The 25008-nt window shown below is 56.1% G+C and carries 30 protein-coding genes and 1 tRNA gene; 24 read left to right on the top strand and 7 right to left on the bottom strand.

Annotated elements, in window-relative coordinates; all coding sequences use genetic code 11:
• Nucleotides 1-246 precede the first annotated feature (246 nt).
• The 10 genes from HK26_RS00890 (at nucleotide 247) to HK26_RS00845 (ending at nucleotide 10188) form a co-directional block, all read left to right on the top strand.
• A complete protein-coding gene (locus HK26_RS00890; RefSeq protein WP_086638071.1) occupies nucleotides 247-1473 on the top strand; it encodes a terminase large subunit domain-containing protein in 1227 nt (408 codons plus the stop codon).
• A gap of 2 nt (nucleotides 1474-1475) precedes the next feature.
• Nucleotides 1476-3008: a hypothetical protein gene (locus tag HK26_RS00885; RefSeq protein WP_086638070.1), complete on the top strand. Its 1533-nt coding sequence runs from the start codon at nucleotides 1476-1478 to the stop codon at nucleotides 3006-3008.
• Complete coding sequence (locus tag HK26_RS00880) at nucleotides 3005-3871, top strand: HlyD family secretion protein (RefSeq protein ID WP_086638069.1); 867 nt, start codon at nucleotides 3005-3007, stop codon at nucleotides 3869-3871. Before HK26_RS00885 ends, HK26_RS00880 begins: the two co-directional genes overlap by 4 nt.
• 190 nt (nucleotides 3872-4061) lie before the next feature.
• The gene (locus HK26_RS00875; RefSeq protein WP_086638201.1) at nucleotides 4062-4418 is read left to right on the top strand and encodes a hypothetical protein; all 357 of its coding nucleotides are present in this window, start codon (nucleotides 4062-4064) and stop codon (nucleotides 4416-4418) included.
• Complete coding sequence (locus HK26_RS00870) at nucleotides 4415-5569, top strand: hypothetical protein (RefSeq protein WP_086638068.1); 1155 nt, start codon at nucleotides 4415-4417, stop codon at nucleotides 5567-5569. The genes HK26_RS00875 and HK26_RS00870 overlap by 4 nt, the downstream gene beginning before the upstream one ends.
• 18 nt (nucleotides 5570-5587) lie before the next feature.
• Entirely contained in the window at nucleotides 5588-6604 is a 1017-nt protein-coding gene (locus tag HK26_RS00865) for a phage major capsid protein (RefSeq protein WP_086638067.1), read from the top strand.
• Between the two features lie 12 nt (nucleotides 6605-6616).
• Nucleotides 6617-6907, top strand: a complete 291-nt coding sequence (locus HK26_RS00860; RefSeq protein WP_086638066.1) for a hypothetical protein — start codon at nucleotides 6617-6619, stop codon at nucleotides 6905-6907.
• A 49-nt stretch (nucleotides 6908-6956) separates the two neighbouring features.
• Nucleotides 6957-7682 carry a hypothetical protein gene (locus HK26_RS00855; RefSeq protein ID WP_086638065.1) on the top strand — a complete coding sequence of 242 codons (726 nt, stop codon included), beginning with the start codon at nucleotides 6957-6959 and terminating at the stop codon, nucleotides 7680-7682.
• A gap of 2 nt (nucleotides 7683-7684) precedes the next feature.
• The gene (locus HK26_RS00850; protein WP_086638064.1) at nucleotides 7685-8368 is read left to right on the top strand and encodes a phage adaptor protein; all 684 of its coding nucleotides are present in this window, start codon (nucleotides 7685-7687) and stop codon (nucleotides 8366-8368) included.
• The gene (locus HK26_RS00845; RefSeq protein WP_086638063.1) at nucleotides 8365-10188 is read left to right on the top strand and encodes a hypothetical protein; all 1824 of its coding nucleotides are present in this window, start codon (nucleotides 8365-8367) and stop codon (nucleotides 10186-10188) included. The genes HK26_RS00850 and HK26_RS00845 overlap by 4 nt, the downstream gene beginning before the upstream one ends.
• A gap of 46 nt (nucleotides 10189-10234) precedes the next feature.
• On the opposite strand, the gene HK26_RS13140 is transcribed toward HK26_RS00845, so the two are convergent.
• The 4 genes from HK26_RS13140 to HK26_RS00830 are packed head-to-tail and all read right to left on the bottom strand — an operon-like array spanning nucleotide 10235 to nucleotide 11612.
• A complete protein-coding gene (locus HK26_RS13140; protein ID WP_143296260.1) occupies nucleotides 10235-10432 on the bottom strand; it encodes a hypothetical protein in 198 nt (65 codons plus the stop codon).
• 50 nt (nucleotides 10433-10482) lie between these two features.
• Nucleotides 10483-11262, bottom strand: a complete 780-nt coding sequence (locus tag HK26_RS00840) for a Rha family transcriptional regulator (RefSeq protein WP_086638062.1) — start codon at nucleotides 11260-11262, stop codon at nucleotides 10483-10485.
• Nucleotides 11263-11274: 12 nt separating this feature from the next.
• On the bottom strand, nucleotides 11275-11469 hold the full coding sequence (locus HK26_RS00835; protein WP_086638061.1) for a hypothetical protein: 195 nt from the start codon (nucleotides 11467-11469) through the stop codon (nucleotides 11275-11277).
• Complete coding sequence (locus HK26_RS00830; RefSeq protein ID WP_086638060.1) at nucleotides 11466-11612, bottom strand: Arc family DNA-binding protein; 147 nt, start codon at nucleotides 11610-11612, stop codon at nucleotides 11466-11468. Before HK26_RS00830 ends, HK26_RS00835 begins: the two co-directional genes overlap by 4 nt.
• 83 nt (nucleotides 11613-11695) lie before the next feature.
• Here HK26_RS00830 and HK26_RS00825 point away from each other — a divergent pair, with 83 nt between their 5' ends.
• A complete protein-coding gene (locus HK26_RS00825) occupies nucleotides 11696-12064 on the top strand; it encodes an Arc family DNA-binding protein (protein WP_086638059.1) in 369 nt (122 codons plus the stop codon).
• A 375-nt stretch (nucleotides 12065-12439) separates the two neighbouring features.
• Nucleotides 12440-12841, top strand: a complete 402-nt coding sequence (locus HK26_RS13135; protein ID WP_143296259.1) for a Rap1a family protein — start codon at nucleotides 12440-12442, stop codon at nucleotides 12839-12841.
• A 106-nt stretch (nucleotides 12842-12947) separates the two neighbouring features.
• On the opposite strand, the gene HK26_RS13365 is transcribed toward HK26_RS13135, so the two are convergent.
• Complete coding sequence (locus HK26_RS13365) at nucleotides 12948-13424, bottom strand: hypothetical protein (RefSeq protein WP_180539232.1); 477 nt, start codon at nucleotides 13422-13424, stop codon at nucleotides 12948-12950.
• A 612-nt stretch (nucleotides 13425-14036) separates the two neighbouring features.
• Between HK26_RS13365 and HK26_RS00810 the strand changes: the two genes are divergently transcribed.
• The 12 genes from HK26_RS00810 to HK26_RS00755 all read left to right on the top strand — a co-directional run bounded on the left by HK26_RS00810 (nucleotide 14037) and on the right by HK26_RS00755 (nucleotide 23327).
• Nucleotides 14037-15326 (top strand): tail fiber domain-containing protein, encoded by a 1290-nt coding sequence (locus tag HK26_RS00810; protein WP_086638057.1) that lies wholly within the window; start codon nucleotides 14037-14039, stop codon nucleotides 15324-15326.
• Entirely contained in the window at nucleotides 15319-17307 is a 1989-nt protein-coding gene (locus HK26_RS00805; protein ID WP_086638056.1) for a lysozyme family protein, read from the top strand. The genes HK26_RS00810 and HK26_RS00805 overlap by 8 nt, the downstream gene beginning before the upstream one ends.
• On the top strand, nucleotides 17307-19277 hold the full coding sequence (locus HK26_RS00800) for a hypothetical protein (RefSeq protein ID WP_086638055.1): 1971 nt from the start codon (nucleotides 17307-17309) through the stop codon (nucleotides 19275-19277). Before HK26_RS00805 ends, HK26_RS00800 begins: the two co-directional genes overlap by 1 nt.
• 70 nt (nucleotides 19278-19347) lie before the next feature.
• The gene (locus tag HK26_RS00795; RefSeq protein ID WP_143296258.1) at nucleotides 19348-20517 is read left to right on the top strand and encodes a hypothetical protein; all 1170 of its coding nucleotides are present in this window, start codon (nucleotides 19348-19350) and stop codon (nucleotides 20515-20517) included.
• Nucleotide 20518: 1 nt separating this feature from the next.
• Nucleotides 20519-21172 carry a hypothetical protein gene (locus HK26_RS00790; protein ID WP_086638053.1) on the top strand — a complete coding sequence of 218 codons (654 nt, stop codon included), beginning with the start codon at nucleotides 20519-20521 and terminating at the stop codon, nucleotides 21170-21172.
• Nucleotides 21173-21273: 101 nt separating this feature from the next.
• The gene (locus HK26_RS00785) at nucleotides 21274-21561 is read left to right on the top strand and encodes a hypothetical protein (RefSeq protein WP_086638052.1); all 288 of its coding nucleotides are present in this window, start codon (nucleotides 21274-21276) and stop codon (nucleotides 21559-21561) included.
• A complete protein-coding gene (locus HK26_RS00780; protein WP_086638051.1) occupies nucleotides 21558-22034 on the top strand; it encodes a hypothetical protein in 477 nt (158 codons plus the stop codon). Before HK26_RS00785 ends, HK26_RS00780 begins: the two co-directional genes overlap by 4 nt.
• 1 nt (nucleotide 22035) lies before the next feature.
• Nucleotides 22036-22290: a hypothetical protein gene (locus HK26_RS00775; RefSeq protein WP_143296257.1), complete on the top strand. Its 255-nt coding sequence runs from the start codon at nucleotides 22036-22038 to the stop codon at nucleotides 22288-22290.
• 12 nt (nucleotides 22291-22302) lie between these two features.
• A complete protein-coding gene (locus tag HK26_RS00770; RefSeq protein ID WP_086638049.1) occupies nucleotides 22303-22566 on the top strand; it encodes a hypothetical protein in 264 nt (87 codons plus the stop codon).
• A gap of 11 nt (nucleotides 22567-22577) precedes the next feature.
• Nucleotides 22578-22862: a head fiber protein gene (locus tag HK26_RS00765; protein ID WP_086638048.1), complete on the top strand. Its 285-nt coding sequence runs from the start codon at nucleotides 22578-22580 to the stop codon at nucleotides 22860-22862.
• A gap of 56 nt (nucleotides 22863-22918) precedes the next feature.
• Nucleotides 22919-23092, top strand: a complete 174-nt coding sequence (locus HK26_RS13360) for a hypothetical protein (protein ID WP_180539230.1) — start codon at nucleotides 22919-22921, stop codon at nucleotides 23090-23092.
• 7 nt (nucleotides 23093-23099) lie between these two features.
• Nucleotides 23100-23327, top strand: coding sequence for a hypothetical protein (locus tag HK26_RS00755; protein ID WP_086638046.1), 228 nt, complete (start codon nucleotides 23100-23102; stop codon nucleotides 23325-23327).
• Nucleotides 23328-23664: 337 nt separating this feature from the next.
• Here the strand turns inward: HK26_RS00755 and HK26_RS13355 are convergent.
• Nucleotides 23665-23770, bottom strand: a tRNA-OTHER gene (locus HK26_RS13355).
• Between the two features lie 463 nt (nucleotides 23771-24233).
• Nucleotides 24234-24836 (bottom strand): tyrosine-type recombinase/integrase, encoded by a 603-nt coding sequence (locus tag HK26_RS00750; protein ID WP_257640802.1) that lies wholly within the window; start codon nucleotides 24834-24836, stop codon nucleotides 24234-24236.
• Between the last annotated feature and the right edge of the window lie 172 nt (nucleotides 24837-25008).

Here is a 25008-nt window from a genome sequence, read left to right as displayed (position 1 = left end):
GACGTGCTACGTTCCGGGGTGGCACGATGTGGGCGGCGCGATGCTGTGTGCGCTCAGCGCCAAAATACTGATCCCGAAATACATAGCGGCATGGCGGAGATAGAGCTACCCGCTGGCGGATGGCGGCCGAGAGAATACCAGAGGCCTTTGTGGCGATATTTGGCCAGCGGTGGCAAAAGAGCCATTGAAATTGCGCACCGCCGATGGGGTAAAGATGATGTGTGCCTACATCATGCGGCGTGCTCCATGTTTGAGCGTCCGGGCTCTTATTGGCACATGCTGCCGGAATTTGCGCAGGGCAGGAAGGCTATATGGTCCTCGGTCAATATTCATACCGGGAAGCGGCGCATAGATGAGGCTTTCCCGCCAGAATTGCGCGAGAATACCAATGAACAGGAAATGTTTATCCGCCTGAAAAATGGCAGCACTTGGCAGGTGGTCGGCTCTGACCGCTATAACAGTCTTGTGGGCGCTGGCGTTGGTGGAGTTGTGTTTTCTGAGTGGGCGCTAGCGAACCCGTCTGCATGGGGTTACATCCGCCCCATGGTGCAGGAAAATAACGGGTGGGCGCTATTTATTACCACGCCACGCGGGAAAAACCATGCTTACACCATGTTTCAGCACGCCGAACGGGCCGAGGACTGGTTTGCTGAGCGGGCGACGATCAATGATACTCAGGCGCTAACACCGCAGCAAATTGAAGATGCTCGCGCTGAGTATGTCGCTATTTTTGGTGAGGACATAGGGCAGGCTCAGTTTGAGCAGGAATATCTTTGCTCATGGACGGCGGCCATACTTGGTGCGTTCTACGCTCGCGAACTATCTGCCGTGCGCAATGAAGGCCGGTTGTGCCGGATTGATGCCGTTCCCGGCTATCCCGTTCACACATCGTGGGATTTGGGAATAAGCGACGATACGGCCCTTTGGCACTTCCAAGTTGTCGGCCCCCAGATACTCATACTCGGCTGCCACTCACAATCTGGCGTTGGGTTGGACTATTACGAGGCCTACATGCGCGATACTTATGCAGCAAAGTGCTGGACGAAAGGCATCGACTACGTCCCGCATGATGCGAGGGCGCGGGAATGGACGGGTGGCCGCACCCGCATTGAAACCATGATGGCAATGGGGTTTAAGCCCCAACTTGTACCTAGCGCAGGTCTAATGGACGGGATCAATGCGGCGCGGCGCACGTTGCCTTTGTGCGTTTTTGATAGCGACACGGAAATGACGGGATTTTCGGCACTCGAAGGCTACAAGCGCAAGTGGGACGATAACAAAAAAGCATTCAGCATGGGGCCAGAACATGATTGGGCCTCACATTTTGCTGACAGCTTCCGCTATCTTGCGCTATCATGGCGAGAAGCGCGGACGGCTGCACCATCTCCCCCGCCTCCTACCATGCAAAATGTGCTTGCTGCTGAGGGCATAATCCCTCCCAAGTTAAAGCCAATTTCACGCCGGAGACGGTAATCGTGGATGATCTGCCCCAGCCTTCCGACACGCTGGAAAGCCCAGATAGTAAGGTTTCATCTGATGTTCTTCTGGCTGCCATAGCACAGGCCGCAAAGGAATTTCAGCCTTGGTATGACCAGTGTGAGCATATCGACAAGATATTCTCGCTGTCACGGTCAATCGGCGGGGTCGCCGCGTATAAAGACCCGGATTTCGATCTGTTCTGGTCCAGCACGGAGATATTGAAGCCTGCCATTTATGCCCGGCCACCAGCGCCAGTGGTCAGTACGCGGTTTTCCATTCGCGACCCGTTTCTTGACCAGGTATCCGAGATGCTGGAGCGCGCACTCGCTACTGCTCTCGATAAGACTTGCGTGGACGCAGTTATGAAGGGCGTTCGTGACGATCTTATTCTCACGGGGCGCGGTGTGTCGTGGATACGACTTGAGGATGATGGTGCCAATCGCATTGTGGTGGAGCATCTTGAGCCGCGAGACTTCCTGCATGAGCCTGCGCGTAAGTGGGCAGAGGTTGGTTGGGTTGCTCGTTGCGCATGGATGACCAAGGCGGAGATGCGTGACAGGTTCGGGGCTGACAGCGGATATGCGGATGCCGCATTCACGTCATCCAATGACCAGCGTGGAATGACGGATGGGAGCGAAAAGGCCCCAGTCTGGGAGGTTTGGAGCAGGGTTGATGATCGTGTTTATTGGGTGGCCGAGGGCGTTTCGACCATTCTGGATAGCCAAGAGCCATTCCTCGCGTTGGATAGCTTTTTCCCATGTCCGAAGCCCGCATACGCAACGCTCAAGCGCAAGACGCTCATCCCTGTTCCCGATTATAACCGGTACTCAAGTACGCTCGATCAGATAAACGACCTGACGGCGCGCATTTATGGTCTGCTCGATCAGGTTAGGGTGCGCGGCCTTATTCCTGCCGGTGGGGACGTGGGTTCAGCCGTGCAAACCCTGCTTGACGAAGCTGACGATGATATGATGCTTATCCCTGTTCCGGCTTCCTCACTTGTGGGAAGCGGAGATATGGTAAGCTGGCTCCCGCTGGATATGTTCGCCAATACCGTAACCGGCCTCATACAGGCGCGGCAGCAGCTTATCAGCGATTTTTACGAACTCTCAGGTATCAGCGATATTATGCGCGGCGCTTCTGATGCGCAGGAAACGCTCGGCGCGCAGCAGCTTAAAAGCCAGTACGGCAGCGTGCGCGTGCGCGAGAAGGTTGATGCTCTGGTTGACCACGCCCAGGGCATTTGCGCGATTGCTGGTGAGATTATCTGCGCCAATTTCAGCGGACAAGAACTGTTGCAGATGAGTCTGACCAAAATGCCAACTGATGCTGACATAAAAAAGCAGGTCGCATCCGTACAGGCCCAATCTAAGGCCGCACTTGCGCATATCGAGCAGAGGGCACGCGAGGTTCAGGCGCAGATGCGGGTACAGCGTGAGTTGCAGGCCGGTCAGCCGCCACAAATGCCCATGCAGTCGCAGGGCGGACCACCACCGCAGCAAATTCCGCAGGGAGCGCCAGCGCAATGATGCCGCAGCAGAACAGTCAGTCGCAAGGCCAGCCACAACCGCAGCCTGACCCCATGCAGGTTCTTTTCCAGCAGGCACAACACATCCAGATGCAGGCACAGCAGCAGGTGCAGCAGCTTGAGCAAACAACCACCATTGATCAGGTGGTAAAATTCTTGCGTGACGAACGGACGCGCTCATTTGCGATTGAAATCGAAACCGACAGCACGATCATGCCGGATGAAGCGGCGGAGAAGCAGTCTCGCAATGAATTTCTTGGCGCATTTTCGCAAGCGAGCGCTGGTGTGCAGCGGCTTTTACAACTTGGACCGCCTGGCGCAGAATTGGCTGGTGGTCTGCTCAAGTTTGCGTTGGCTCCATATCGCGTTGGGCGGCAGCTTGATGGCCTGATCGAGCAGTTTACGCAACAGGCTCCCCAGATTGTGCAGCAGCAAATGCAGAGCCAGCAGCAGGGCCAAGATCCTGCGCTCGCACAGGTACAACAGCAACTGGCGCAGGCTGAGCAGCAGAAGGCCCAAGCGCAGATGCAGAAGGTTCAGGCCGATGCGCAGCTTGCGGCGGCCAAGTTGCAACTTGACCAGCAGAAGGCAAGCGCGGAGGCCCAGCAGCGCCAGCAGTCCTTGCAAATGGAGGCTGCTCGCATGCAGACCGAATACCAGCAGGCGCAGGTTGATCTTGCTGAAACGCTGGCCCGCATTGAGCATGTCAGGGCCGAAACGCAGGCGCTTATTGCGAATGCGCAGACCGCGCGCCAGACGGCGGACAACGACAGCGTTCGTGCCATTTCTGAGGTTGGGCAGGTCCAGTTCGAGCAGGATCAGGCCCTTATGCAGCCGGTGGTAATCAATGACCAAACAGCGTGAATTTAGCAGGCTCGATACCAAGATTGCCTATCCGTGGCCGGTAGAGGCGGATATGCCGTCCGATGTGACTGATATGGACATGAGCGATGTAATTTACGGGCCATATGAGCCTACAGAGATGGAGAGCGGTCCAGCTTCGCCTACCTAAAATATGTGTACATTCGCGCAATACGGTACTATGTTACCGTGCATGCAAGATGCCGTTGAATACGCTTGGTTTGATGATGGTCGCGGGCGCGCGACATATCGGCGCGTCCCTTCTGAACGCGCAGCGCGGTCAGACCTTCCTTGCCCCATGCTGATTACGGACACGATAGACGAGACCCAGAGCATGGCGGACGGGCAGTTTTACACGTCCAAGCGTGCTTTGCGGCGCACTTATCGTGCGGACGGGAACCCGCAGGGAAAAGAATACATCGAGGTTGGCAACGACCAGAAACCACGCGAGCAAAAGCGGGGAAATTATGTGCGCGATAAGAACAAGGCGCGCGATTCCGTGGACAGAGCAATAGCCGCCGTTGACCGGGGCGAGGGAATACAGGCATGAGCGAAGCACTCACTGATACCACCCAAGACACTCCTTCAACGCAGCTTTCACCCGACACGGAAAGCGTGGCAGTCGGTGCTGGCAATCCTCCAACAGAAGTGCCCGAACCCGAAAAGCCCGCAGAGCCAGCGCCTCCTAAATCACGGCGCGAGGCCATTGAGGCAGCCGCGAACAAGCTGGAAAAAGAGGAGCAGGCCGAAAGCCCAAAGCCTACTGACAAGCCCCCGGAAGCCGTCAGTCCGAAGCCTGACGCACAAGCGAGTACAGGTGAGGAGAAGCCAGCGGAGGCAGGTGGCGACAAACCCGCGAGCGGTCAGCCCGCAGAAGACAAGCCGCAAGACGAGGAACGAAAGCAGCCGCAGGCCCCCAAGCGGTTCCTGCCAAAAGCCAAGGAAACGTGGGCAAACACTCCGAATGCCGTCAAGGCCGAGGTGGCGCGGCTTGAGCGCGATTATGAAGCCGCTGTTCAGCGCAGTTCCGAAAACCAGCAGTTCCGAGAATCCCTCAAGCCATTTGAGGATTTTGCCGAGCGCAATGGCATCAAGCTCTCGCAGGCCCTTGAGGTCTATACCGACCTTGATCGGCTGCTAAAGCAGAACCCCGTGCAGGCGGTCGGGGATATTCTCCAGCGTATCGGCATGCGGCCCGATCAGTACGCTCAGATGGTGCTGCAAAACAGCCCCGAATATCAGGCGCGGATGATGATGCCGCGCGTTCAGGCGCAGCCACAGCCGCCGCAGGTATCGCCCCGAGAACAGCAGTTGCAGCAGCAGTTGGCGCAAGAGCAGGCTGCCCGTGTCAGCGCTGAGGTTATCGCGCCTTTTGCCGCATCCAAGCCACGTTTTGCTGAATTACAGGAAACTGTTGTACGGTGCCTCAATTCTGGTATGATACCGAATGATCTAGCGCCCTCAGAGCGGCTTGAGGCTGCATATGACATGGCTGAGCGGTTAAGCCCGCGCTCTGTGTCCGCCAGCAGCCCCGCCGATCAGGCGCAGACGACAGCCCAGACTGCCAACCCAGCGCGTGCGGGCAAATCTCCACAAGTTTCAGGCGCTCCTTCTTCGGGTCAATCAGCAAACCCGGTGCGTAGGGGTAAGGTTTCACGTAGGGCCTCCATTGAAGCGGCATTGGACCGCGCAGGGGCTTAATTCGTAAGGGTTGGCCGCATGGCAATCACAAGCAATGTGCGGCTTCGGCAGGTGCTTACGGCATCTCTCGAAGACCGCTCCAAGGATATTCAGGACCTTGTTTTCAACAGCAACCCCGTTCTGGCGGTGCTGCGCAAAAACAACCTGTTCAAGCCCTATGACGGGCCGGATATTCGTATCACGCTCGGCATCGACAAGCTGGATGCGCAGTGGTTCACGGGTTATGACAAGCTGGGCAACGCGCCCAAGGAAATCATTAACAGCGCCGTGTTCACGCCCAAGAACGTGGCCGTTGGTTTCTCGCTGACTGGCACTGAAATCCTCGCCAATGAAGGGCGCGCCAAGATCATTGATCTGGTGGATACCTACATGGAGAACGCTGAGGACTCCATGCAGAATGCCATGGAAGAGGCCATTCATGGTGACGGCACTGGCGCTGGTGGCCGCGAAATGATCGGCTTCGGTGGTGCTGTGCCGATTGTCCCGAACGTGGGCGTGTACGGCGGCATTGACCGCGCGCAGGTTCCGATGTGGCGCACTAGCTACTTCAAGGCGACCACAGATTTTCCTGATATTGGGGTAACGTGGGACGTAACGACTGCCCCCCGTATCCTGCGCCGCATCATTGCCAATCGCTCCAAGGGTACGCGCAAGGCTGACCTTATCATCGCGGATGTGGTGTCTTATGACACTGTGCAGACCAGCATGACGGCCATCCAGCGCATTACCAGCAGCGATATGGCAAAGTTGGGCTTCGATGCGCTGGAACTGGCAACGCCTGCTGGCCCGGTTGCGCTGCTGTGCGCTAACGGTGTTGGCACGGTGATGCCTGCTAACACGATCTACGGCATCGACAGCAAGGCGCTGGAAATCCGCTACCACCCCAATCGCAACATGGTTCCGCTGTTCGAGGGGGACGGCGCGCGCCCGATCAACCAGGACGCCATTGTTCAGTATCTCGTTTGGAATGGCGAGATGATCAACAAAAACCCCCGCTATACGTGGCGGCTCGATACCACCCCGGCAGCGGCGTAAGGGAGAACGGATATGACGATTCGCACCAACCCCTCCCTTGGCCCGTCTCTTGACGATGTGATGCCCGCAGACGGTTCGTGGTTTGACGTCAATGGTACCGTGTCCCCCGAGTATGGGGACGTGTCTTTTGATGAGCATGGCTACAAGCGGGTCTGGGCAACCAGTGCCGCAGCCCTGACGGCAGGTGCAACCATCGCCATCGACGATACCGGGAATGCTACGGCTTCGGCTGGTGGGGCTTATACAGCTCCTGTGGCCGTACCTGCTGGCGGCTCCTTCTGGGCCAAAGCAGCGGCCATCTGACGCTTAGGGGGGGCCTGACCGCTCCCCCATTTTTCTTTCAGGGGACAACATGGAACCATCATTCAGCCGCATTGATAAGCCGTTCACCGATTATGAGGTGACGCCGTTCTTCAAATACGAAACGGTGGAGGATGTCGAGGCGTCCCGGCGCGAGAGGCGGCCCGTGGTGAAAACCATTGAGCTTTGCGAGCTACGCATTGCCGGTGAAAAGAATTACCGGCCTATCGTTCCCGCCGACAGCATCTGGCAGGTACAGGCTGGGCAGCCCATCACCTATGCAGAGCGGTTCGGCGCAGAGTACCGGCAGTTCAAGACTGGTGCCACGCAGTCTGGCAGCGGTACGCCCTTGCAGGAACTGGCACCCTACGGCATTTCGCAATCGCAGATCAGCCTGTGCCGGGCTTTGCAGGTTTACTCCATTGAGGCTGTCCATTCGCTCGAAGGGGCCAGCCTGAAAGCCCTTGGCGTTGTTGGGAATGAACTCAAGCGCATGGCTTCCCTCTGGATGGCAGATCAGGCGCGCGGTGGTGAAGCGGCAGACCAGATGGCCGCCATGAAACGCCAGATTGAAGAACTGAAAGCCAAGCTGGCAACGCAGGCCGTGGTAGAAAGCGCTGTTGCAGATGTGGCATTTGAAGCCACAGAGGCAGCGGAGAGTGCGTTTGCCCATATGAGTGACGACGAACTTCGGGCCTTTGTAAAAGAGCGCTCTGGTGGTGTTCTGCGCGGCAACCATTCCCGCGAAACGCTGCTGCGTATGGCTGAGGAAGCCTGACCATGACTGTTCTGGACTGTTTCAAGCAGGCATCCCGGCGCTTGCTGGCGCAGGACCAGAATAGCCTTTTCACTGGAACGGACGCCTTCCAGATCAAGATGCAGGCCATTATCTCGGAAGCCATCCTTGATATTGCCCAGCAGCATGACTGGCTGGCCCTGACCAAGCAATGCACGCTTACCACGGACGGGCAGACAGCGGACTTTGACCTGCCAGCCGATTATGGACGGATGCTGGTTAAATCTGATGTGCATTCGTCCATCTGGTCTGTGAACTATCAGGCGGCAAAAGACCTTGATGAGTGGACCCAGTTGCAGCGGTTCATGCCGTCCACCATTCCGGGGTACTGGATTATCTACGGCGGTCAGATGCACCTTATGCCCGCACCGCGCATTAATGAAAATCCGTGCTTCTGGTATATCGCGTCCAATCTTGTCCGTGGTGATGACGGCACGCTAAAGCCGCAGTTCACGACTGACAGCGACACATTCCTGCTGGATGAGCAGTTGCTTGTTCTGGCGATGATATGGCGCTGGAAGCAGGCCGAAGGTCTGGATTATGCCGAGGATATGCAGAATTACGAGGTGCGGCTGTCTCAGATTGCCACCAAGGACCATGGCAGCAAGCCTATCCGTAGTAGTAGGAACGGCCTGAGCCGCCTTGGTATATGGGCGCTGGCTCGATGAGAACACCAGTTCAGTCTGGCGCGCGCGGGCGCAAGGCGCAGGTTGTCAGTTTCCCGCCGCCAACGGCAGGATGGATCAGCAATCAGAACCTTATTGCCAATACCAGTGATACGCCCGGAGCAGTCGTCCTAGATAACTGGTGGCCCACGCCGCAGACTGTGCGCATCCGCCGTGGGTGCGCGCTTTATGCCCAGCCAGACCAGAGTGCCGACTGCTCATCGCTTATGTCGTATAACGATGGGGGCGTTGAAAAACTGTTTGCAGCCATAGGCGGCACCATATGGGACATTACCAGCGCATCCGCCCCCGTGGCTGCTGTTACTGGATTGACGGGTGGCGAGTGGGTCTCTACCCAATTCGCAACGGATGGCGGCGTGTTCCTCATCGCTGTCAATGGCGTTGACCCGGTCCAGCTTTATGATGGCACGCACTGGTGGCCACTGACCGGAAGCGATATTCTTCTGCTCCAGCTTGGGACCATCACCAAGGATTTTGTCGCTGGGGAGGCGGTAACCGGCGCCACTTCGGGCGCAACGGGCCGCGTTATCTTCCAGCAAGGGTCGCAACTGTATGTGACCAGCACGAACGCGACTGCGTTCCAGTCTGGGGAGGCTGTCTCTGGCGCATCCGGTGGGTCTGCCGTTATGGCCGAGGCCAGCAGCACGTATTGGCCCGGCATAACAGCGGCGTCTGGCTCGTCCATATCTACCGTTGACCCGTCAAAGTTCTCCTTCGTCTGGCCCTATATGGCGCGGCTCTATTTCATTGAGAGAGGCACCATGAATGTCTGGTATATGGCCGCGGGAGCCGTTGCGGGGTCCGTTACGCCATTGCCTTTGGGCGGCGTATTCCCTGCTGGCGGCTCGCTCCTGTTTGGCTCATCGTGGTCTCTGGACAATTCCAGCAGCAACGGCCTGTCAGAGCAGTGTGTTTTCGTGACGGATGCCGGGGAGGTAGCTGTTTATCAGGGCTACGACCCCAATCTTTCATCTTCATGGGGAAAGGTTGGCCTCTACCGTGTGGACAAGCCGCGCGGGAAGCGGGCCTTCATCCGCAATGGTGGGGATCTGCTTATTGCAACGGACGCGGGCCTTATTCCGCTCACTCAGGCCGTCAACCGCAACCCGTCAAACCTTGCTCCGGGGGCCGTATCCTACCCCATTCAGGACGCTTGGATGCAGGCCGTTGCAGAGCGTCCAACGCGCAACTGGCAGGTAACGGTTTGGCCTGAAATGCAGATGGTGGCCGTATCCATTCCAGCTTCCGATAATTACCAACCATATATGCTGGTGGTAAACATGAATACCAGCGCATGGGCGCGGTTTACAAACTGGAATCCCCTTTGCTTTGCGGATATGGGCGGGCAGCTTTACTTCGGCACAACTGAGGGGCGGATTGCTGGCGCGTGGCAGACCGGCATGGATATGGGCGTGCCATTCACGGCAATATACGCACCGCTGTTCCATGATCTTGGTGGTACTTTTGGGGCGAAAATGCCGCGAGATGCCAATGTCATGATGCGTGGGACAAACCAGATAAGTTGGTCGGTAGGGATGATGTACGACTACGTCCTGACCATACCAGCCGCTCCGCAGTCTGCCCCGGTTTCTGATGCTGGCATATGGGATCAGGCAATCTGGGACCAATCACTCTGGAACGACAGTAGCACATTGATGCCTCAGAAGAAGTGGACGTCCGTTTCAGGCATGGGGTATGCCATTTCCCCATGCCTGCAAGTCACCAGCGGGAACCTTGCCCCATTTGATAACGAAATTGTGCGGGTGGATGTTACTTATCTTGCGGGTGGATTGCTGAGTTGAAGGTGGGTCGCCGATAACGAGTATCGGCCCCGCAGCGTATTCCATATTATCCTGAACATAGAGCGCGCTCCTCCCGCTTATCTTCCTCCGCAAGCACGTCATCCCAAAGCTGTGTGATGGCATGAGCGGTTTTAATGAGCGAGCGCTTGCAATTTCCGATGTTCACGTTGTGCGGCTGATTTTCCATGCGGGTCCAGACAGTGACCGCGCGTGAAAGCGCATCCATCACATCGTGACAGCTCATCCTCCCACCAGCGTTGCCACCCCCGAAGGGATGGCTGGCCGTTACGGCGCTTACGCTGGCGTTTGGGAGAAAGGGCGCAGGAACTCCGCAACAGACGGCTTCCATTTAAGCTGCTGCTGAGAACCCTTCCCGCCACGCCGGGACGTATCGAACATCTTGCCGTAAGCAAGCCCCTTGTCGGTCATGCTCCAATCGCTGCCCGTGGACGAACCGGGGGTATGGACCTGCAAGCCTGCATCCACGAGGATCTGATTAACGCGCCGGGGCGGAATGCCGAACGGCTTACCAAGCTGCGTTGGCGTCTGGTAGCTGTCCTCTGTGGTGGCTGGGAGTGCTGCATACCCCATAGCCTCAAGCGGGTTGATGCCCGTGAGCGTGTGCGTGCCACGCGCAGCCATAAGAACCTTCTGGTTCTCGTCCACGTTCGGCAGGAGCGCGACCACATTCATGCAGCGGGCAAAGGCGGTATCAAACGCAGGCTTGCGGATGCGTTTGGGCTTGGGGGCAGTCGGAGAATTTCCCGAGTGCTCAAGCTCCAACCAACGGTCTACCACCTTCTTGCGCTGCCGGGCATCATAACCAGTGATCAGCGTGATGGTATGACTGTGGTCAAGGTGGATAACCTTGATGAAGCCACGATGGTCTTTCTCTACCGTAACCCCTTGAATTTGCTCATTCCTCAAATCTGAGGAATAGCCCAAAATCTGCGAAACCATATCTTTGATGTCGCGCACTACGTTGTCGTGCCGCTTACCTGTCAGTTCAGCAATTTCCTTGCTGGACATGGTAGGACTGGAATTCGGGTTAGAGGGTGTGGTAACAGTATTCATACCAGTGGTTCCTTATTCACTGTCAGAGGCGTCAGGTGTGCCTGCAAGCTGGCCTGACGCCTTTTTTGTTGCTTCATCCAGTAGATCGTTCACGATTGAATTCATGCTGCGCTTCTTAACGAAAGCCAGCGTGTGAAGCCGTTCATAAATATCCATCCTAATCCGAGCCGAAAAATGCTTCGTCTCGCCTGTGTGCAGGTAGGTCATTTGCTTTCCTTTTCCATCGCCTGCTTAAGCTGAAACACGACTTCGCTGTTCATCGTCCGCTCGTTTTCGCGGGCGTTATTCTCAAGCCATGCCTTCACTTCTTCCGGTATTCGGATGTGAATTTGTGGATTTCGTCTGCTCATATTTCCCTCATACCGTTTTGGTATGATTTTATGTACCAATTAGGTATCATTGCCGTCAATACCAAAATGGTAAAAAATGCTCTATGTCCAATTCAGAGTCTCAACTTCACGTTAGGGTGCCCGCTCGGCTTAAGGCTGAAATAGAAAGTGCAGCCAAAGCATCTGGTCGCAGCATGAATGCCGAGATCGTTTACCGACTTGAATCAGGAATCCCTGATGATTCGCCGGGCTTGAGGTTTTTGAAGGAAGAGGCCGCCGAGCTTGAATTCCAGATAGACGGACTTAAGCGCGAGCGTGCGGAGCAGTCTGCTCAAGTGAAAGATTACGAAAAAATAGGCGGCGATCTTGTTGCTAGCGCTATTTTAAGAATGGAAATTCGCGCAACGACTGCAAGGCTTGTCGAGGCTGAAAGCCGGTTGCGGCGGATACGAAGGGTTATTGACGGATGCTAAGGGCCTTATTGCTTATTGCGTTTTTTGTATTTTCGCGACCGGCCATGGCGCAGGACGTATGGCCCATTGGGGCAGAGTTTGGGCTGATAATTTCATCATGCCAAAGCTACTTAAATTCATATCAGAATGGTGGATATAGCGCTTACGAACAAGCTGCATTGGGTTATTTTTCTGCGATCAATGCATTTAGTGTAACGAAAAACAAAAACACAGGGTCGCAGACAAACGCAGAGGGCATTTTAGGAGAAATAAAGCTTTATTGCGTTTATCATCCGTCTGATCAGCTTAGTAAGGCAACTTTAGCGACATACGCAAAAATGCTAACTGATGGGAAGTAGGCGCATAATAGTAGCGTATTAAGAGGGTGTTGGGTGAATGAATAAAAAGTTAGAGACTTTAATAATAAGTGTTGTTTTAGCAGTATCCCTTATTGGTGGAAGAATATATGTTGACGATTACATGCACAATTTAAAAGACATGACTGGCAATAAAACTGAGTTTGTTAGCGATATATATCCTTGGTGCTCATCTAGTGATAAATTTAAAATTTCTGCATGTATGTATTATGTTAGAGGAGTTATGCAATCCGCAAATGTTATAGAGTCTATATTTAAAACTGTTCCCCTTGGATGTAATTTAAATGCAGTTACAGTCAAAGATATTATTTTAGACCTAAATAAATGGGCGGATGACAACAAGGGAGAAGCGAGGGAAACATCTGCTGCTGGCGAGATTCTGGTGTTAGCCAAAAACAGAGCTGTGTGCCCATCTGAGTAAATTCACTAGACCATACCCCCGCCACAAACCCCTGTACTCACACGCGGGCATGTACTAACCTCCCCACATGCTCCGCACTATATCCACTGGCGAAAACGACCCACGCTTACCGGCCTTTATGGAGCGGGCGCTTGGAGTGCAGTTTTTCCCGCCCTTCACTTGCATGGGTCTGGAGCGGGACGGCCAAATAATCGCGGGCATGCTGTTTAACGTGTACACAGGCCCGGATATTCATGTTACAATCGCAGGCAGCGGGTGGACTAGACGCCTCCTGCGCGAAATGGGCCAGTATCTTTTCGATATTCTTCAGGTCGAACGGTTTACGGCAGTCACAGAAAAACAGAACGTGATTGATATCGTAGAGCGTGTCGGCGGCAAGCGTGAGGGAATCCTCCGCAACCATTTTGGCCCAAACCGCAACGGTATTGTTATCGGCGTTCTGAAAGACGAATACCGGTACCGACATGCGGTTAAGAGAACTGATTGTACCCGCGCCTGACGCCGCCAGTCTTGAGCCGTTCCAAGCTCGGAGCGTCTGCGAGATGCCTCCACGTTCGCCCTTGGCAAACATCAGATACGGCATGTTTTTTACATCCCGTTATAGAGGCTATTTCAGAGACATTTTTGTTCTGAAAGTGAAGCTCCCATATCTTCCGCACGGTTGTTTCATCAAGGGATTGGTTCCAGACCGCCTTTCCCTTTGGCATCGCATTTCTGCGCTTTTCTTCCCACGCCGGGACATTTTGGCATCGGGGCGGCCTGACATGCCGATTTCTTTCCATTGCGTCCGTGACATTATCTTTGGGCGTCCCCCATCTGAGATGGGCCGGATTGCAGCACGAAGGGTTATCGCAAGAGTGAAGGGTGTATGCCGCATTACTTGGCGGCGCTCCGTGGGCAAGGAAGCAAGATATGCGCGAGGCAACAATATTTGCTCCGCTGCTGTGCTTGATAAGGCCGTATCCTTTCCAGCTTCTGGATTTTGCAACCCACGGCCAACATTCTTCCTGCCCTCTAATATCAACTTTAGACCAAAACCGTTCAATATCTTTTTCCGAGAGGCGGTCTGGCATTTTTTAAATCTCCTGCGGATGGAATCATATTCTATCTCAACCCGGAGGGTGGTACAATCGTAAGCTCACCAAAAGCCCCTGATCCGTACGCAACGGCTGACGCTCAGAGCCAGTACAATACCATGACTGCTGAAACCCAGCAGCTCATGAACATGACTGACCAGTACACACCGTACGGGAATGTGGTGTATAATCAGACTGGCACAACTCAGGTCACCAGCCCTGACGGCAAAACATATAATGTTCCGAGGTTCACCCAGACTACCACGCTGAACAATCAGCAGCAGCAGACCCTTGATCAGCAGCAGCAGGCCGCGACCAACATAGCGTCAACTGCAAACTCCCTATCCAGTTCAGGCCTATCTGGCCTCACAAAGCCGGTCGATACGTCTGGCGCTCCAGCCTTGCAGACAAGCCTTGGGAGCAACTACAGCAGCAGCCCCGGAAGTAATTATAGTACATCCGTGGGTAATGGTTACACAACCGGACTTGGCAGCGGCTACCAGACCAGCTTCGGCGGAGATGTGTCGCAGGCGTATGACAATGCCAAAAACGCGGTCATGAACCAGCTTACGCCAACGCTTGACCGCAATTCCGAGGCAACGCGCGCGCAGGAGTTGGCTTCTGGCGTGCGGGCGGGAAGCGCTGCTTACAGCGCCAATGAGCAGAGCATTGGCGACAATTACACGCGCGCCGCCAATCAGGCGACAGAGACGGCCCAGAGCGTACAGAACCAGCTATTCAACCAGCAGCAGAGCCAAGCAGAGTTTGGCAACTCCGCCATGCTTAATCAGGCTCAATTCGGCAATGAGGCTGCGCTCAATCAGTTCAATGCCCAGAATAATGCCGCCCTCACAGGCCAGCAGTTTACCAACAGCGCGCTTCTCAGTGGGGCGCAGTTCAATAACGACGCGCGTAACCAGTATTTGAGCCAGTATTACCAGCAGCGTGACCAGCCGCTTAACGAACTGTCTGCGCTTCTGTCTCAATCTCAGGTCAACAATGCCAATACGGCGACGAGTGCAACGCCGCAAACTCAGGTGGGTGGGGTGGATTACGAAGGGCAAGTACAAAACAATTACAATCAGCAACTATCACAGTCCAACCAGTTAACTAGCGGTCTGTTTTCGCTTGGCAATAGCGCTATGGGACTTGGCGGCAAGTTCGCAGGGTCGGATATCCGCATCAAGAAGGATATCCGGATACTTATGCGCTTCCCCAACGGGCTCGGGCTTTATGCGTTCCGCTACAAAGCGAAGCCAGAAGGCCAGCATATCGGCTTCATGGCGCAAGAAGTCATGCAGCATTACCCGGAGGCGGTTGCCACACATCCGGAAGGATATCTGATGGTGGATTACGCACGGGCCGCCAGCCGCCTTCTGGAAGATATCAAGGGTCATTGCAATGGATAACGGGTTCTTCCTATGGGGGAAGGGCGGAGAAAAACTCACGCCCGAAGATATACAGCGCGCACGGGAAGAGGCGGCACAATATACCGCGCAAGGCCGCCAGACGCCCGCCTATAACTGGGCGCAGGGCGCTGCCAATATGCTTGATTCATTCCTTGGCGGCTTTGAAAACGGCAGGGCGGACAAGGCCCAACAGCTGAATGATGATTATAGCAAGGCAACGGTCGCTGCCCTGAGTGGAGACGGCGCTTTTGGCGGCGCCGGGACCGATGCGCGAGACCCGCAGGTAAATCCTTATCTGGGGTCTGATGAGGCCATGAAGTTGGCCGGACCGCAGGACCAGAGCGACCCGTTTGCAGGCGTGGGGACTGACGCGGCCAACCCCTTTACGCGCGACACAGAGACGCCTTCCGGCATAAGCCCAGTTGCACACGCTCTAGTTGCCTCCGCGCAGCCCACGGTCGGGCAGGCAGCGCAGGCGGGGGCGAGCGACATTCTTGCGCAGGGACTGATTGAGCACATCCGGCGGGCCGAAAGCGGTGGGGATGCAAATGCAACCAACCCAAACAGCAGCGCAACGGGCGATTTCCAATTCACCAATCCTACGTGGACAGCCCTACGCCAGCAGCACCCCGAACTTGGCCTTACGGCAGATGGACGCACGGACCCGGCGCAATCTCAGGTTGCAGCCAAGCAGCTTGCGACCGACAATCTGGCTTACATGCTGGCCCATGGGGTGCAGGCCCCCACGGAAGGGCAGGCGTATCTCGCGCATTTTGCTGGCGCGCCAACGGCCACCAATCTTGTACAGGCAGACCCGAACACGCCCATATCCCAGATCATGAGCCCGCAGCAGGTCGCGGCCAACCCGTTCCTGCGCGGCATGACGGCTGGACAGGTTCAGGATTGGGCTGCGCAGAAAATGGGCGGTTCGGGCACGCCTCCCGCGCAAGCGCAGCAGGCGGGGGCGAGCATTTCTGCGCCGCAACAGCCTGCATTTGCTTCATATGCGGACACTGGCCCATCAATATCTCAGCTCGGAGCCATTTTGACAGATCCGCGCCTTAACACATCTGCGAAGAGCTTTGCGTCTGTACTGCTACAAAACAAAATGCAGCAAAACCTGCTCATGCAGCAGGAGCGGCTACGGCAATCTGACCCGCTTTACCGAGCGCAGATTAACTCTGCTAACGCCTTGACTGACTGGCGTACAGGGAAAATGAACAATACTGGACTGACTGGTAGGATGCAGCAGGCCGACGAGTATGCACGCTCGCGTGGGCTGCCTCCCGGCTCTAATGAATACAATCAGGCGGTAGATTTCTTCTTAAAATCTGGGGGAACGAATGTTTCCGTAAATACGGGCAATGGAGGCATAGCTGATGCGGCCTCTAAGGCTTACGCAACAAAATCCGGTGAAAATCTTGCTGCGCAAGAGCAGGACGGGGAAAAATCTGGGTCGTTAATGGGCCTAGGGAAGACGTTGGAGTATCTGGCCCCCCAAATTGGCGGCGGCGGTCTAACTGCGGAAATGGCTAACCGTCTTGGGGCTTATATGCCAGACGGCTGGAAGCCGCAGGGGCAAGGGCAGCGCGAGCAGTTCCAATCCCTTGTAAGTGACGCAATCAGGCAATCGCATGTGCCGGGCGAAGGCCCGCAATCTGATGCCGATGCAGCCCGACTGTCTGCGACAATGCCCCAGATTATGAACTCCACACAGGGCAATATCGCAATTGCGCGTACCATTCAGGCACTGGCGCAACGCAAGATGGACATGGGGCGTTTGGCGGGGCAGCAGGGTAGAGGAGAAATTACACCAGCCCAGCGCGCAGAGGCGGTGAGAAATCTTCCAGACCCATACGCAGCAGTGCGGTCATTCTGGCAGACTGCTCAAAATCCTAACCAGCCAGCCGCGTCGAGCCAGCCTGCTCCTCAGCCTGGCACGCGCACAACGTCCAGCGGCGTGACGTGGAGTGTGCGGTAATGCCCACACTTACGATCAATGGTCGGGATGTGGATGTTGGTGATGAGTTTCTTAAGCTCTCGCCGGAACAGCAGAACGCGACTGTGGATGAAATCGCGCACAGCATGGGAGGGGTACATAGCGCCCAGCCTGATGCGTCCCCATCCATCGCAGAAGGCACCGGTCGCGCATTTGCGACAGGCGTTCCGGTCATTGGCGGCCTGCTGAACCGGGCTGACGCGGCGACAAACGCCACACTGGCTCCGGTTCTCAATGGCCTGTTTTCGCCAGATCAACAGTTGCAGGGCGATTGGTCGCAACGCTACCAGCAGGCCCTTGCTGCTCAGAGTGGATTGGACCAGCAGTTTGCCCAGCAGCATCCAGCCCTGAACACAGGGGCGCAGATTGCGGGGGGTATTGCGTCCACCGCCCCACTGGCCTCCATCGCCATCCCCTCGCGTCTCGCGCAGGCATCGGGCGCGCTGGCTGCCGGTGGTCGCATTGGCCTGACAGGACTTGAGGGAGCGGTCCTAGGAGGAACGGACGCCTACGCACGCGGCGATAATGTTACTCAGGGCGCTGGCATGGGCGCAGTCGGCGGTGCGGGCGGTCAGGCATTGGGTGAGGCCATAAGCGGAGGGGCCGCTCTGACGCGCGCGCTTATGCGGGGAGCAGATGGGCGCGCAACAGACCGGGCGGCGAGTATCGTTCGGCAACTTGGCCAGTCGGATGCTCTTTCTCCCGCATTGGCAGATGCCGAGCTTGCGCGCCTTGGTCCAGCCGCCACGCTGGCAGACCTTGGTCCCAATATGCAGCAAGCCGCGCGCGCAGTGGCATCGGCTCCCGGCTCGGCGCAAAAGCAACTTGTCGAAGCGCTAATGAACCGGCAGGCGCAGGCAGGGCAGCGTATTGAGGGTGCAATGGATGCCGCCATGGGGCCGCGCAGGAATATCCTTGATAGTGCAGACAGAATATCCTCGTCTCGCTCAGCGCTTGCGTCCCCTTGGTATGACAAGGCGATGCCGGTTCCTGTTGCTGACAGTCCGGAACTGCAAGAAATCATCAAAACACCTGCGTTTATGTCTGCCCTTGCAAAGGCAAACACTCTCGCTGGCAATGAGGGTCGGTCTCTATATTCCCCAACGGGCAATATGGGTATGCATGGTCCCGAAATGGCACCTGACGTCAGCAAAATGACGCTACAGGACCTGCATTATATCCAGCGCGCCATGCAGGATAACATTGGAGAGATTAAAACGGGAGCCGGGTTTAAAGACAACGAGGCTTCCCGTAGCGTTGCGGACGTGCGGCGGCGGCTTCTTGGCGTAATGGATGACCTTTCTCCTGAATATGCCACAGCGCGCGGTATTTACTCAGATTATTCCAAGGTCGCGCAGGCCCTTACGGATGGGCAGAAGGTGTTCAGCAACGCCACAACCCCCGATATGCTCCAACGCACTCTTGCGGGCATGGGTGAGTCTGAAAAAGCTGCCTTTACTGAGGGCGCGCGCCAGCAGGTTGCTCAGACGATGGGGACGGCGCGGAATGATGCAAATGCGGCAAAGGCCCTGCTGGACAAGGGATATAACCGGGAGAAAATGGCGCTCATTCTTGGCGATGACGCAGCCGACGGCCTGAATAATGCGGTTGATGCGGAGCGGGCCTTTGCTGCAACTACGCAAGCCGCGCGCGGCGGGTCCATGACTGACCGCAACATACTTGCGCAGCAGATCATCCCCGGCGACCAGAAAACACCCGTCCTGCGCTCGCTTCTCAACCTTCGTTTTGGTGACGCGGCGCTTGGCGTTGGCGAGCGCTTGGCAAGCGGTGCGATAAATGCACGCAACGAGCGAACCCGTGACGCAGTAGCCCGCGCCCTCCTATCCCGCGATGCGTCTGCCTTCGCGCCCGTTGCTCCGACACAGAGCCAAATAGCCCCCAACATTGCCGCTGCCCTGATAGGGGCCGGACTTCCCGCAGAGAGAAACTGACATGCCATATGATGGTAACGGGAATTACACTCTCCCGCCCGCGTACAAAGCCACGCCCGGCACGGAAATCATGACAACGCAGCACAACATGCCGCTGGAGGACATTCAGGCGGCGCTCAATGCTGTTCTGCTCAGGAATGGGTCTGTTCCCGTTACGTCCAATTGGAATATGGGGTCAAACCGCATCACCTTTCTGGCGGATGGCGCGGCGGATACGGACGCTGCGAATGTGGGGCAGCTTAAGGCGCTTCTGAACAATACGGCACTGACCGGGGTTACGACCGTTCCGGCCGTGACTGACTGGACGGCATATCAGCCCGTTGGGGCCAAAGATGCGGATGCCCGTTATGGGCGTTTGGGGTATGCGAACACATGGGTAGCGGCCCAAACTGTGAATGCGGACCAAACTGTTAATGGTGCCTTCTCCACCACGGGCGCAGTGACGTTTACCAACACACTCGGTTCCGTTACCGGGGCACAGGCAACGGGCACCAAAAAGTGGAACCTTTCTCGATCAAGCACCTACACGAGCCTCAACAGCTACAGCGGTTCTGCATGGCACCCGCTGATTATCAATGACGATGATACGGCTGAGACTGCAAAGGGCAAGCTGGCCTTTGATGCCGATAAAGTAAACCGCGCTGGCGATACGATGACTGGGACTCTGTCTATTACAGGTCCGTCTTATGGTCTCACGATAAACTCTAACGCAAACGCAAACGCATCTTCTGGTTTCAATGATGCGTCGATCTTTTTCAACCTAACTAAAAGATTCGGTTACGCAGGCGTGATAGGTCTGCGCGAGGTAGTTGGGGCATCTCTCAATATTGTGCTTTCTGCTTTCAACGGGTCGTCATGGTATGAGTTCGATCTGGTAGCGCAGGGTACAAATCAGGGGCGACTTGTATCTCCGGCAGGGGTTTCTGCGTTTACTTCTGATCTTCCCTTTTCAGATACCACTCTGAAGATGCAAGCTTGGACCGCTTCCGGCTCAGGTGAGGGATACGTTGCCTTCCCTACGGCTTTCCGGTCTGGAACTGTGCCGAAGGTTTTCCTGCAACTGTCGAGGGAGCAGAATAACACTTCGCGTGTTGCCGTCCTTGATATCGTCTCGGGCACTTCCACCCCTAACATAACCAATTCCGGTTTCACATTTCAGCCCTTGGCCTTCTTTGACGGGGCTCCCACCACATCCAATCAACCTTACACGATGCAATGCCTTGCAATAGGGTACTTCTGACATGACAGACCAAACAGCACTAGATGCAGTTAAAGCAGCATATCCTTCCCAGTATTACGGAACGATTGTGGATGGAAAAATCCAGTCGTTCATGGACGTGTGGAATGGATTGGACATCGCCGGGGCACCTGTAAATGTCCTTACGCTCGGTGCCGCTTCGACTATGGCAGCACTTACCAGCGGACAGTGGGAACTCGCACAGGTACCATCTGTGAGTGGTATGCTCAATGTGTTCACCAGCGGCACGGCAATCCAGTACGGTAGCCGGTTCTACTGCGATAGCAATTCTCCATGCTCCGTTTATGATATGTGGGGTTTCCTGTCCGTAACTGGTGAGCCATCAGAAAGCACACTACACGCCATCACAGCCAGCGAGTATGCGGACAGGCAGAAAAACCCACGTAGCCAGTATTTTGACACGTCCACGAATACGTTGCAGGACTACACGCCTGCTCCGGTTGCAGTACCTCTCAAAACACAGGCCGCTACGGCACAGGCTTGGATACAGCAGCAGGCGAACCTTGCCGCAGCCATGGGCGAAGCTTTTACGGCGGACATGAAAGCCTACGTGAAAGCGGTCAATGCCATCGCCAGTGGAGCGGATACCACCAGCACCGCATTACCTGCCCAGCCCGCAGATATACTCACGTCATAAGCCTTGTACACGCTGCATAATTACGGTAACATGATACCGTAATTCGCCCTCTCGCGCTTCGGCAGCTAGGGCGGCCTTCTTCCCAAATTTGCAGGTATAGCATGGGTGAAGCCGCCGCTATCAGTAGCGAAGCCCCGGTTGGTGTTTACATCACTCGTCCAGAGTTCTCCGAGCGCATGAGCGCCCTCACCAGCAATGTGAGGCTGGTGGAGGCTGACGTGGTAAAGATCAAATCCAAGCAGGATACGCAGCAGGCTACCCTAAATGAAATTCTGACCGCCGTTCAGAAGCAGGGCAGCTTCAAGAACTCGCTCATTGCTGGATTTTCTGGGCTTGGAGGCGGAATAGCTGCCGGAACTGTTTACCTGCTGCACTGGCTGACGCAATGAGCGGCCTGTATCTTCCCCATGTGCGTGATATGTGGGTTGCGCCTGCGCTTGCTGCCCTGCCTGCGCCTCTCAATACCCTGTCCGCCCAGCAGGGGGTTCTCGGGATTGGGCTGAAAGAAAGTGGGTACACTTACCTCAAGCAACTTGGCTCTGGTCCGGCTCTTGGCTTCTGGCAGATGGAACCGGCCACCCATGACGATATGTGGGCGAATTTCATTCGGTACCGCTCCTATCTGCAAAAGCCCCTATCCGCGCTCGCCGGTGGACGGCCCAGCGCACAGGCCCTTGTAACAAGCCCCGTTTATGCTGCCGCCATGTGCCGGGTTCATCTGTTCCGGCAGCCGGATGCGTTGCCGCCCGCTGGCGATGCCACCGCATGGGCGGCCTACTGGAAGCAGCATTACAACACGCTGGGAGGTGCAGGCGTGGCTGCGCAGGCCATCCCGATTTTCCGTGCTGCGATGGATGCCTGATATGGACCCCACCACGCTCCTTGCGTCCCTCTTAAGCTACGTCCTCCCCATGCTGCCCGCCAAGTGGGCGGCGGATGTAGCATCCCTTGGCATCGTCCTCGCCGGTACATGCGCGATAGCCGCCCGGCATTGGCCGAGACCAAAAGACGGTAGCAAATGGCTGTGGCTGTATTCCCTTGTGAATGCCATTGGGCAGAACGCAGGGCATGCCACGAATGCTGATGATGTTGCCACCAAAACCACAACCCACAATTGACTGGAGCCCGTCATGGATACACAGGCACTTATCACCGCCGGTGAGGCCGTTTTCACCACCGTTTCTGGCAAGGCTCTTTCCGCCAACATCACTGCCAATATCGCGGATGCTGGCTCACTGGTCGCGCTGGCCCTGACGCTGGTAGAGCGGAACACTGAATTTAATGTGTCTGGAGTGGTCGATGGCGTCACTCAGATTCTGTCTGGCGTCAACGCCACCATTCAGGCAGCAAAGACCAAGGCGGTTAACGCAACCGCATCCTCTGGCGGCGCGTAAGGGAGGCTGATATGGCTGTGACAGCGAACGACCTTGCCGCCGTAGGCATCGCTCCGCAGGCCGCCTCGGTCATTATGCGGGCAATTGCAGAGGCGGCGTCTGGCGGGGGCTATACGCTTCCGGCGGCAAGCTCTGCCGCTATCGGTGGCGTTAAGATGGCCGCAAATGTTGCCAATGCCGGAGCATCCTCAGCAACGGATGTAGCCGGGGCCGTTGCTGACCTGAACGCTCTGGCAACCAAGTTCAACGCCGCGCTGGCTGGTATGCAGGCAGCGGGTCAGATGGCTTCGTCTTGACCGCTTATTTCTGGGGGGCGCTCGCAATCATTGCGATTGGGGCGCTCATCGCGCTTGTGGTCTATGCGACAAAAGCAGGCCGCAACGCGCAGAGCGTGGCCACGGATAAGGCAGCGGTGGGCGATGCTCAGGCCGCGACTGCTACCACCGAATCCATGGCTAAGGCGCAGGCCGAGGGTCCGCAGAGCAAAGACCAGTTACTTGACCGGCTGGACGCTGGGACGGGGTGAGTCGGAAATGAAGAAAAAAACGCCGTTTATGGCTGTTTTCTGCTTATTTCTGGCGAGTTGCTCAAGTCAGAAGATCAAACCAATCTGCCCCCAGATTGCCCCATGGTCGGCAGAATTCCAGAAGCAGGCGGCTACGGAGCTTCGAGCCAACCCCACGCTTGTGGCGCTACCAGAGATTGCCCGGCAGGACGTGGTTTTGCGCGATCAGGTGCGGGCTTGTCAGGCAGGGGAGTGACAAGACCATTTTCCTGACGCCGGGAAAATGGCCAGACCAACGGCGCTCATGGGTAGCGGAGAGCCGTTGGCTTGGCCGCTATAGCATGGGGATTGCGGCGGAAGTTAGGTGGGGACTTTATCGGAGAAATGACGGGCTTCCACCGACTGCCAGATGCAGGACGAGCCGGAAGCATCTGTCTGTACACCATGCGCTCACACGGAGCCATTAGCGTACCTTGCGCCATGTGCACCTGACGACTTCCAGAGGTGACGATAGGCATTTATTCCGCCTAGAGCGCACTCGGGTCTGGCGCCCGCCAACAATTTCCAATTAGGAAACAGTTGGAGCCTGAAACTGGGGACGCGAGCGGGACTTGAACCCGCACATTATCCGACCATTAAGCTCCCATCGGATTGCTCCGAAACTCATGGCGGACTGTTCTACCGACGAACTCCCGCGTCATGTTGCTACGGGCCGAGCTTGATACCGGCTAATGCGTCGGATTGTATCCGATATTCAATGTCGCTTTCGCACCTATGTTGTCATGTTTCCCGCGCGCAGAGGGCTGACCTCACATAGCATTGAGCGTGTCCATCCACGCCGCCGTAGCCCTGACAGGGTAGTACAGGTTTGGGGTGTTGTACAAGGGGGAAGTGTGAGAATTGGTTACTGGTTATAAAATGGTTATCCGCATCATCGCGTTGAATATATATCGCTAAAATCTGCCATTTTTTAAGATAGAGAACATTCTTGACATGGTAGGGGTCACAGGTTCAATCCCTGTTGCGCCCACCATTCCTGAGCCGCAGTATTCTGCGGTTTTAACCATGTCTTCCGCTGAAATTTTCCACTCGTTTAAATCTATTTCAGTCCACCATTGTCTATGGTTTCATACTGGTATCTGTGGAAAATCCGTGGAGCATTTTAGTTCGCATTCCCCACGTGCGGCCCCTCCCTCCACCACCTCTCTATCTGGTCCTTATATGCCTCTGGCATCAGCTTGGCGTATATTGTCACCGTATTGATGTTGCTCCATGCGCCGTCCGTTTGGAGCCGGAGAAGGTCTCGGTGCACGCAGTAGTGCCAAGAGGCCCACGTGTGCCGAAGATCGTGCGGCGTGAAGTCCGGAACAAAGCACGATTGCAAAGAAGTTTGGCCTGCAGGAATCCATTCACGCAATCGCCCTGGCAGGCCCGCGCGCCGGCAAGCTCCTGCCCATCCGTTTTTTATCTGGCCGCCATATTGCCTTGCAGAGTTGTGGTACCGCTCACCGATAACGGAGCCTTTTCGGGTTTGCGTGACGGGGCGGAATACGTGACCTTCCCGCCATTCTATGCGCTTCAGCCAGTCAATCACGCATGGCGGCATATCAATGCGCCTCTGGTTCCCCTGCTTCTGCCAGACGACAGCGCGCGCGCCCCACAAATCAACATCACTCCATTCCAGATCGAGGGCCTCAGACAGTCGGCAGCCGGTCCCGATTAGAAAGACGAATAGGGGCTGCAAGTGTATGGCGGCATGAGCCACAAGCTGCGTTGCCTCGTCTGGGCGCAGGAATTTCTTTGGCTTGGATTGTATAGAGATAGGAGCAAATGCTGGCCGGTCGCACCAGCCTTGTATTGCCCCAAACTCTAGGCTCAGGACCTATTAATTTATTGAACTGAGCGAGAAGTTGTGATTCACAGGCTTACCGATGGAG

It is taken from the genome of Acetobacter okinawensis (assembly GCF_002153655.1).
Lineage (GTDB): Bacteria > Pseudomonadota > Alphaproteobacteria > Acetobacterales > Acetobacteraceae > Acetobacter > Acetobacter okinawensis_A.
The sequence above is the reverse complement of the archived record's forward strand: the minus strand, read 5'-3'. Positions and strand labels throughout refer to the sequence as shown.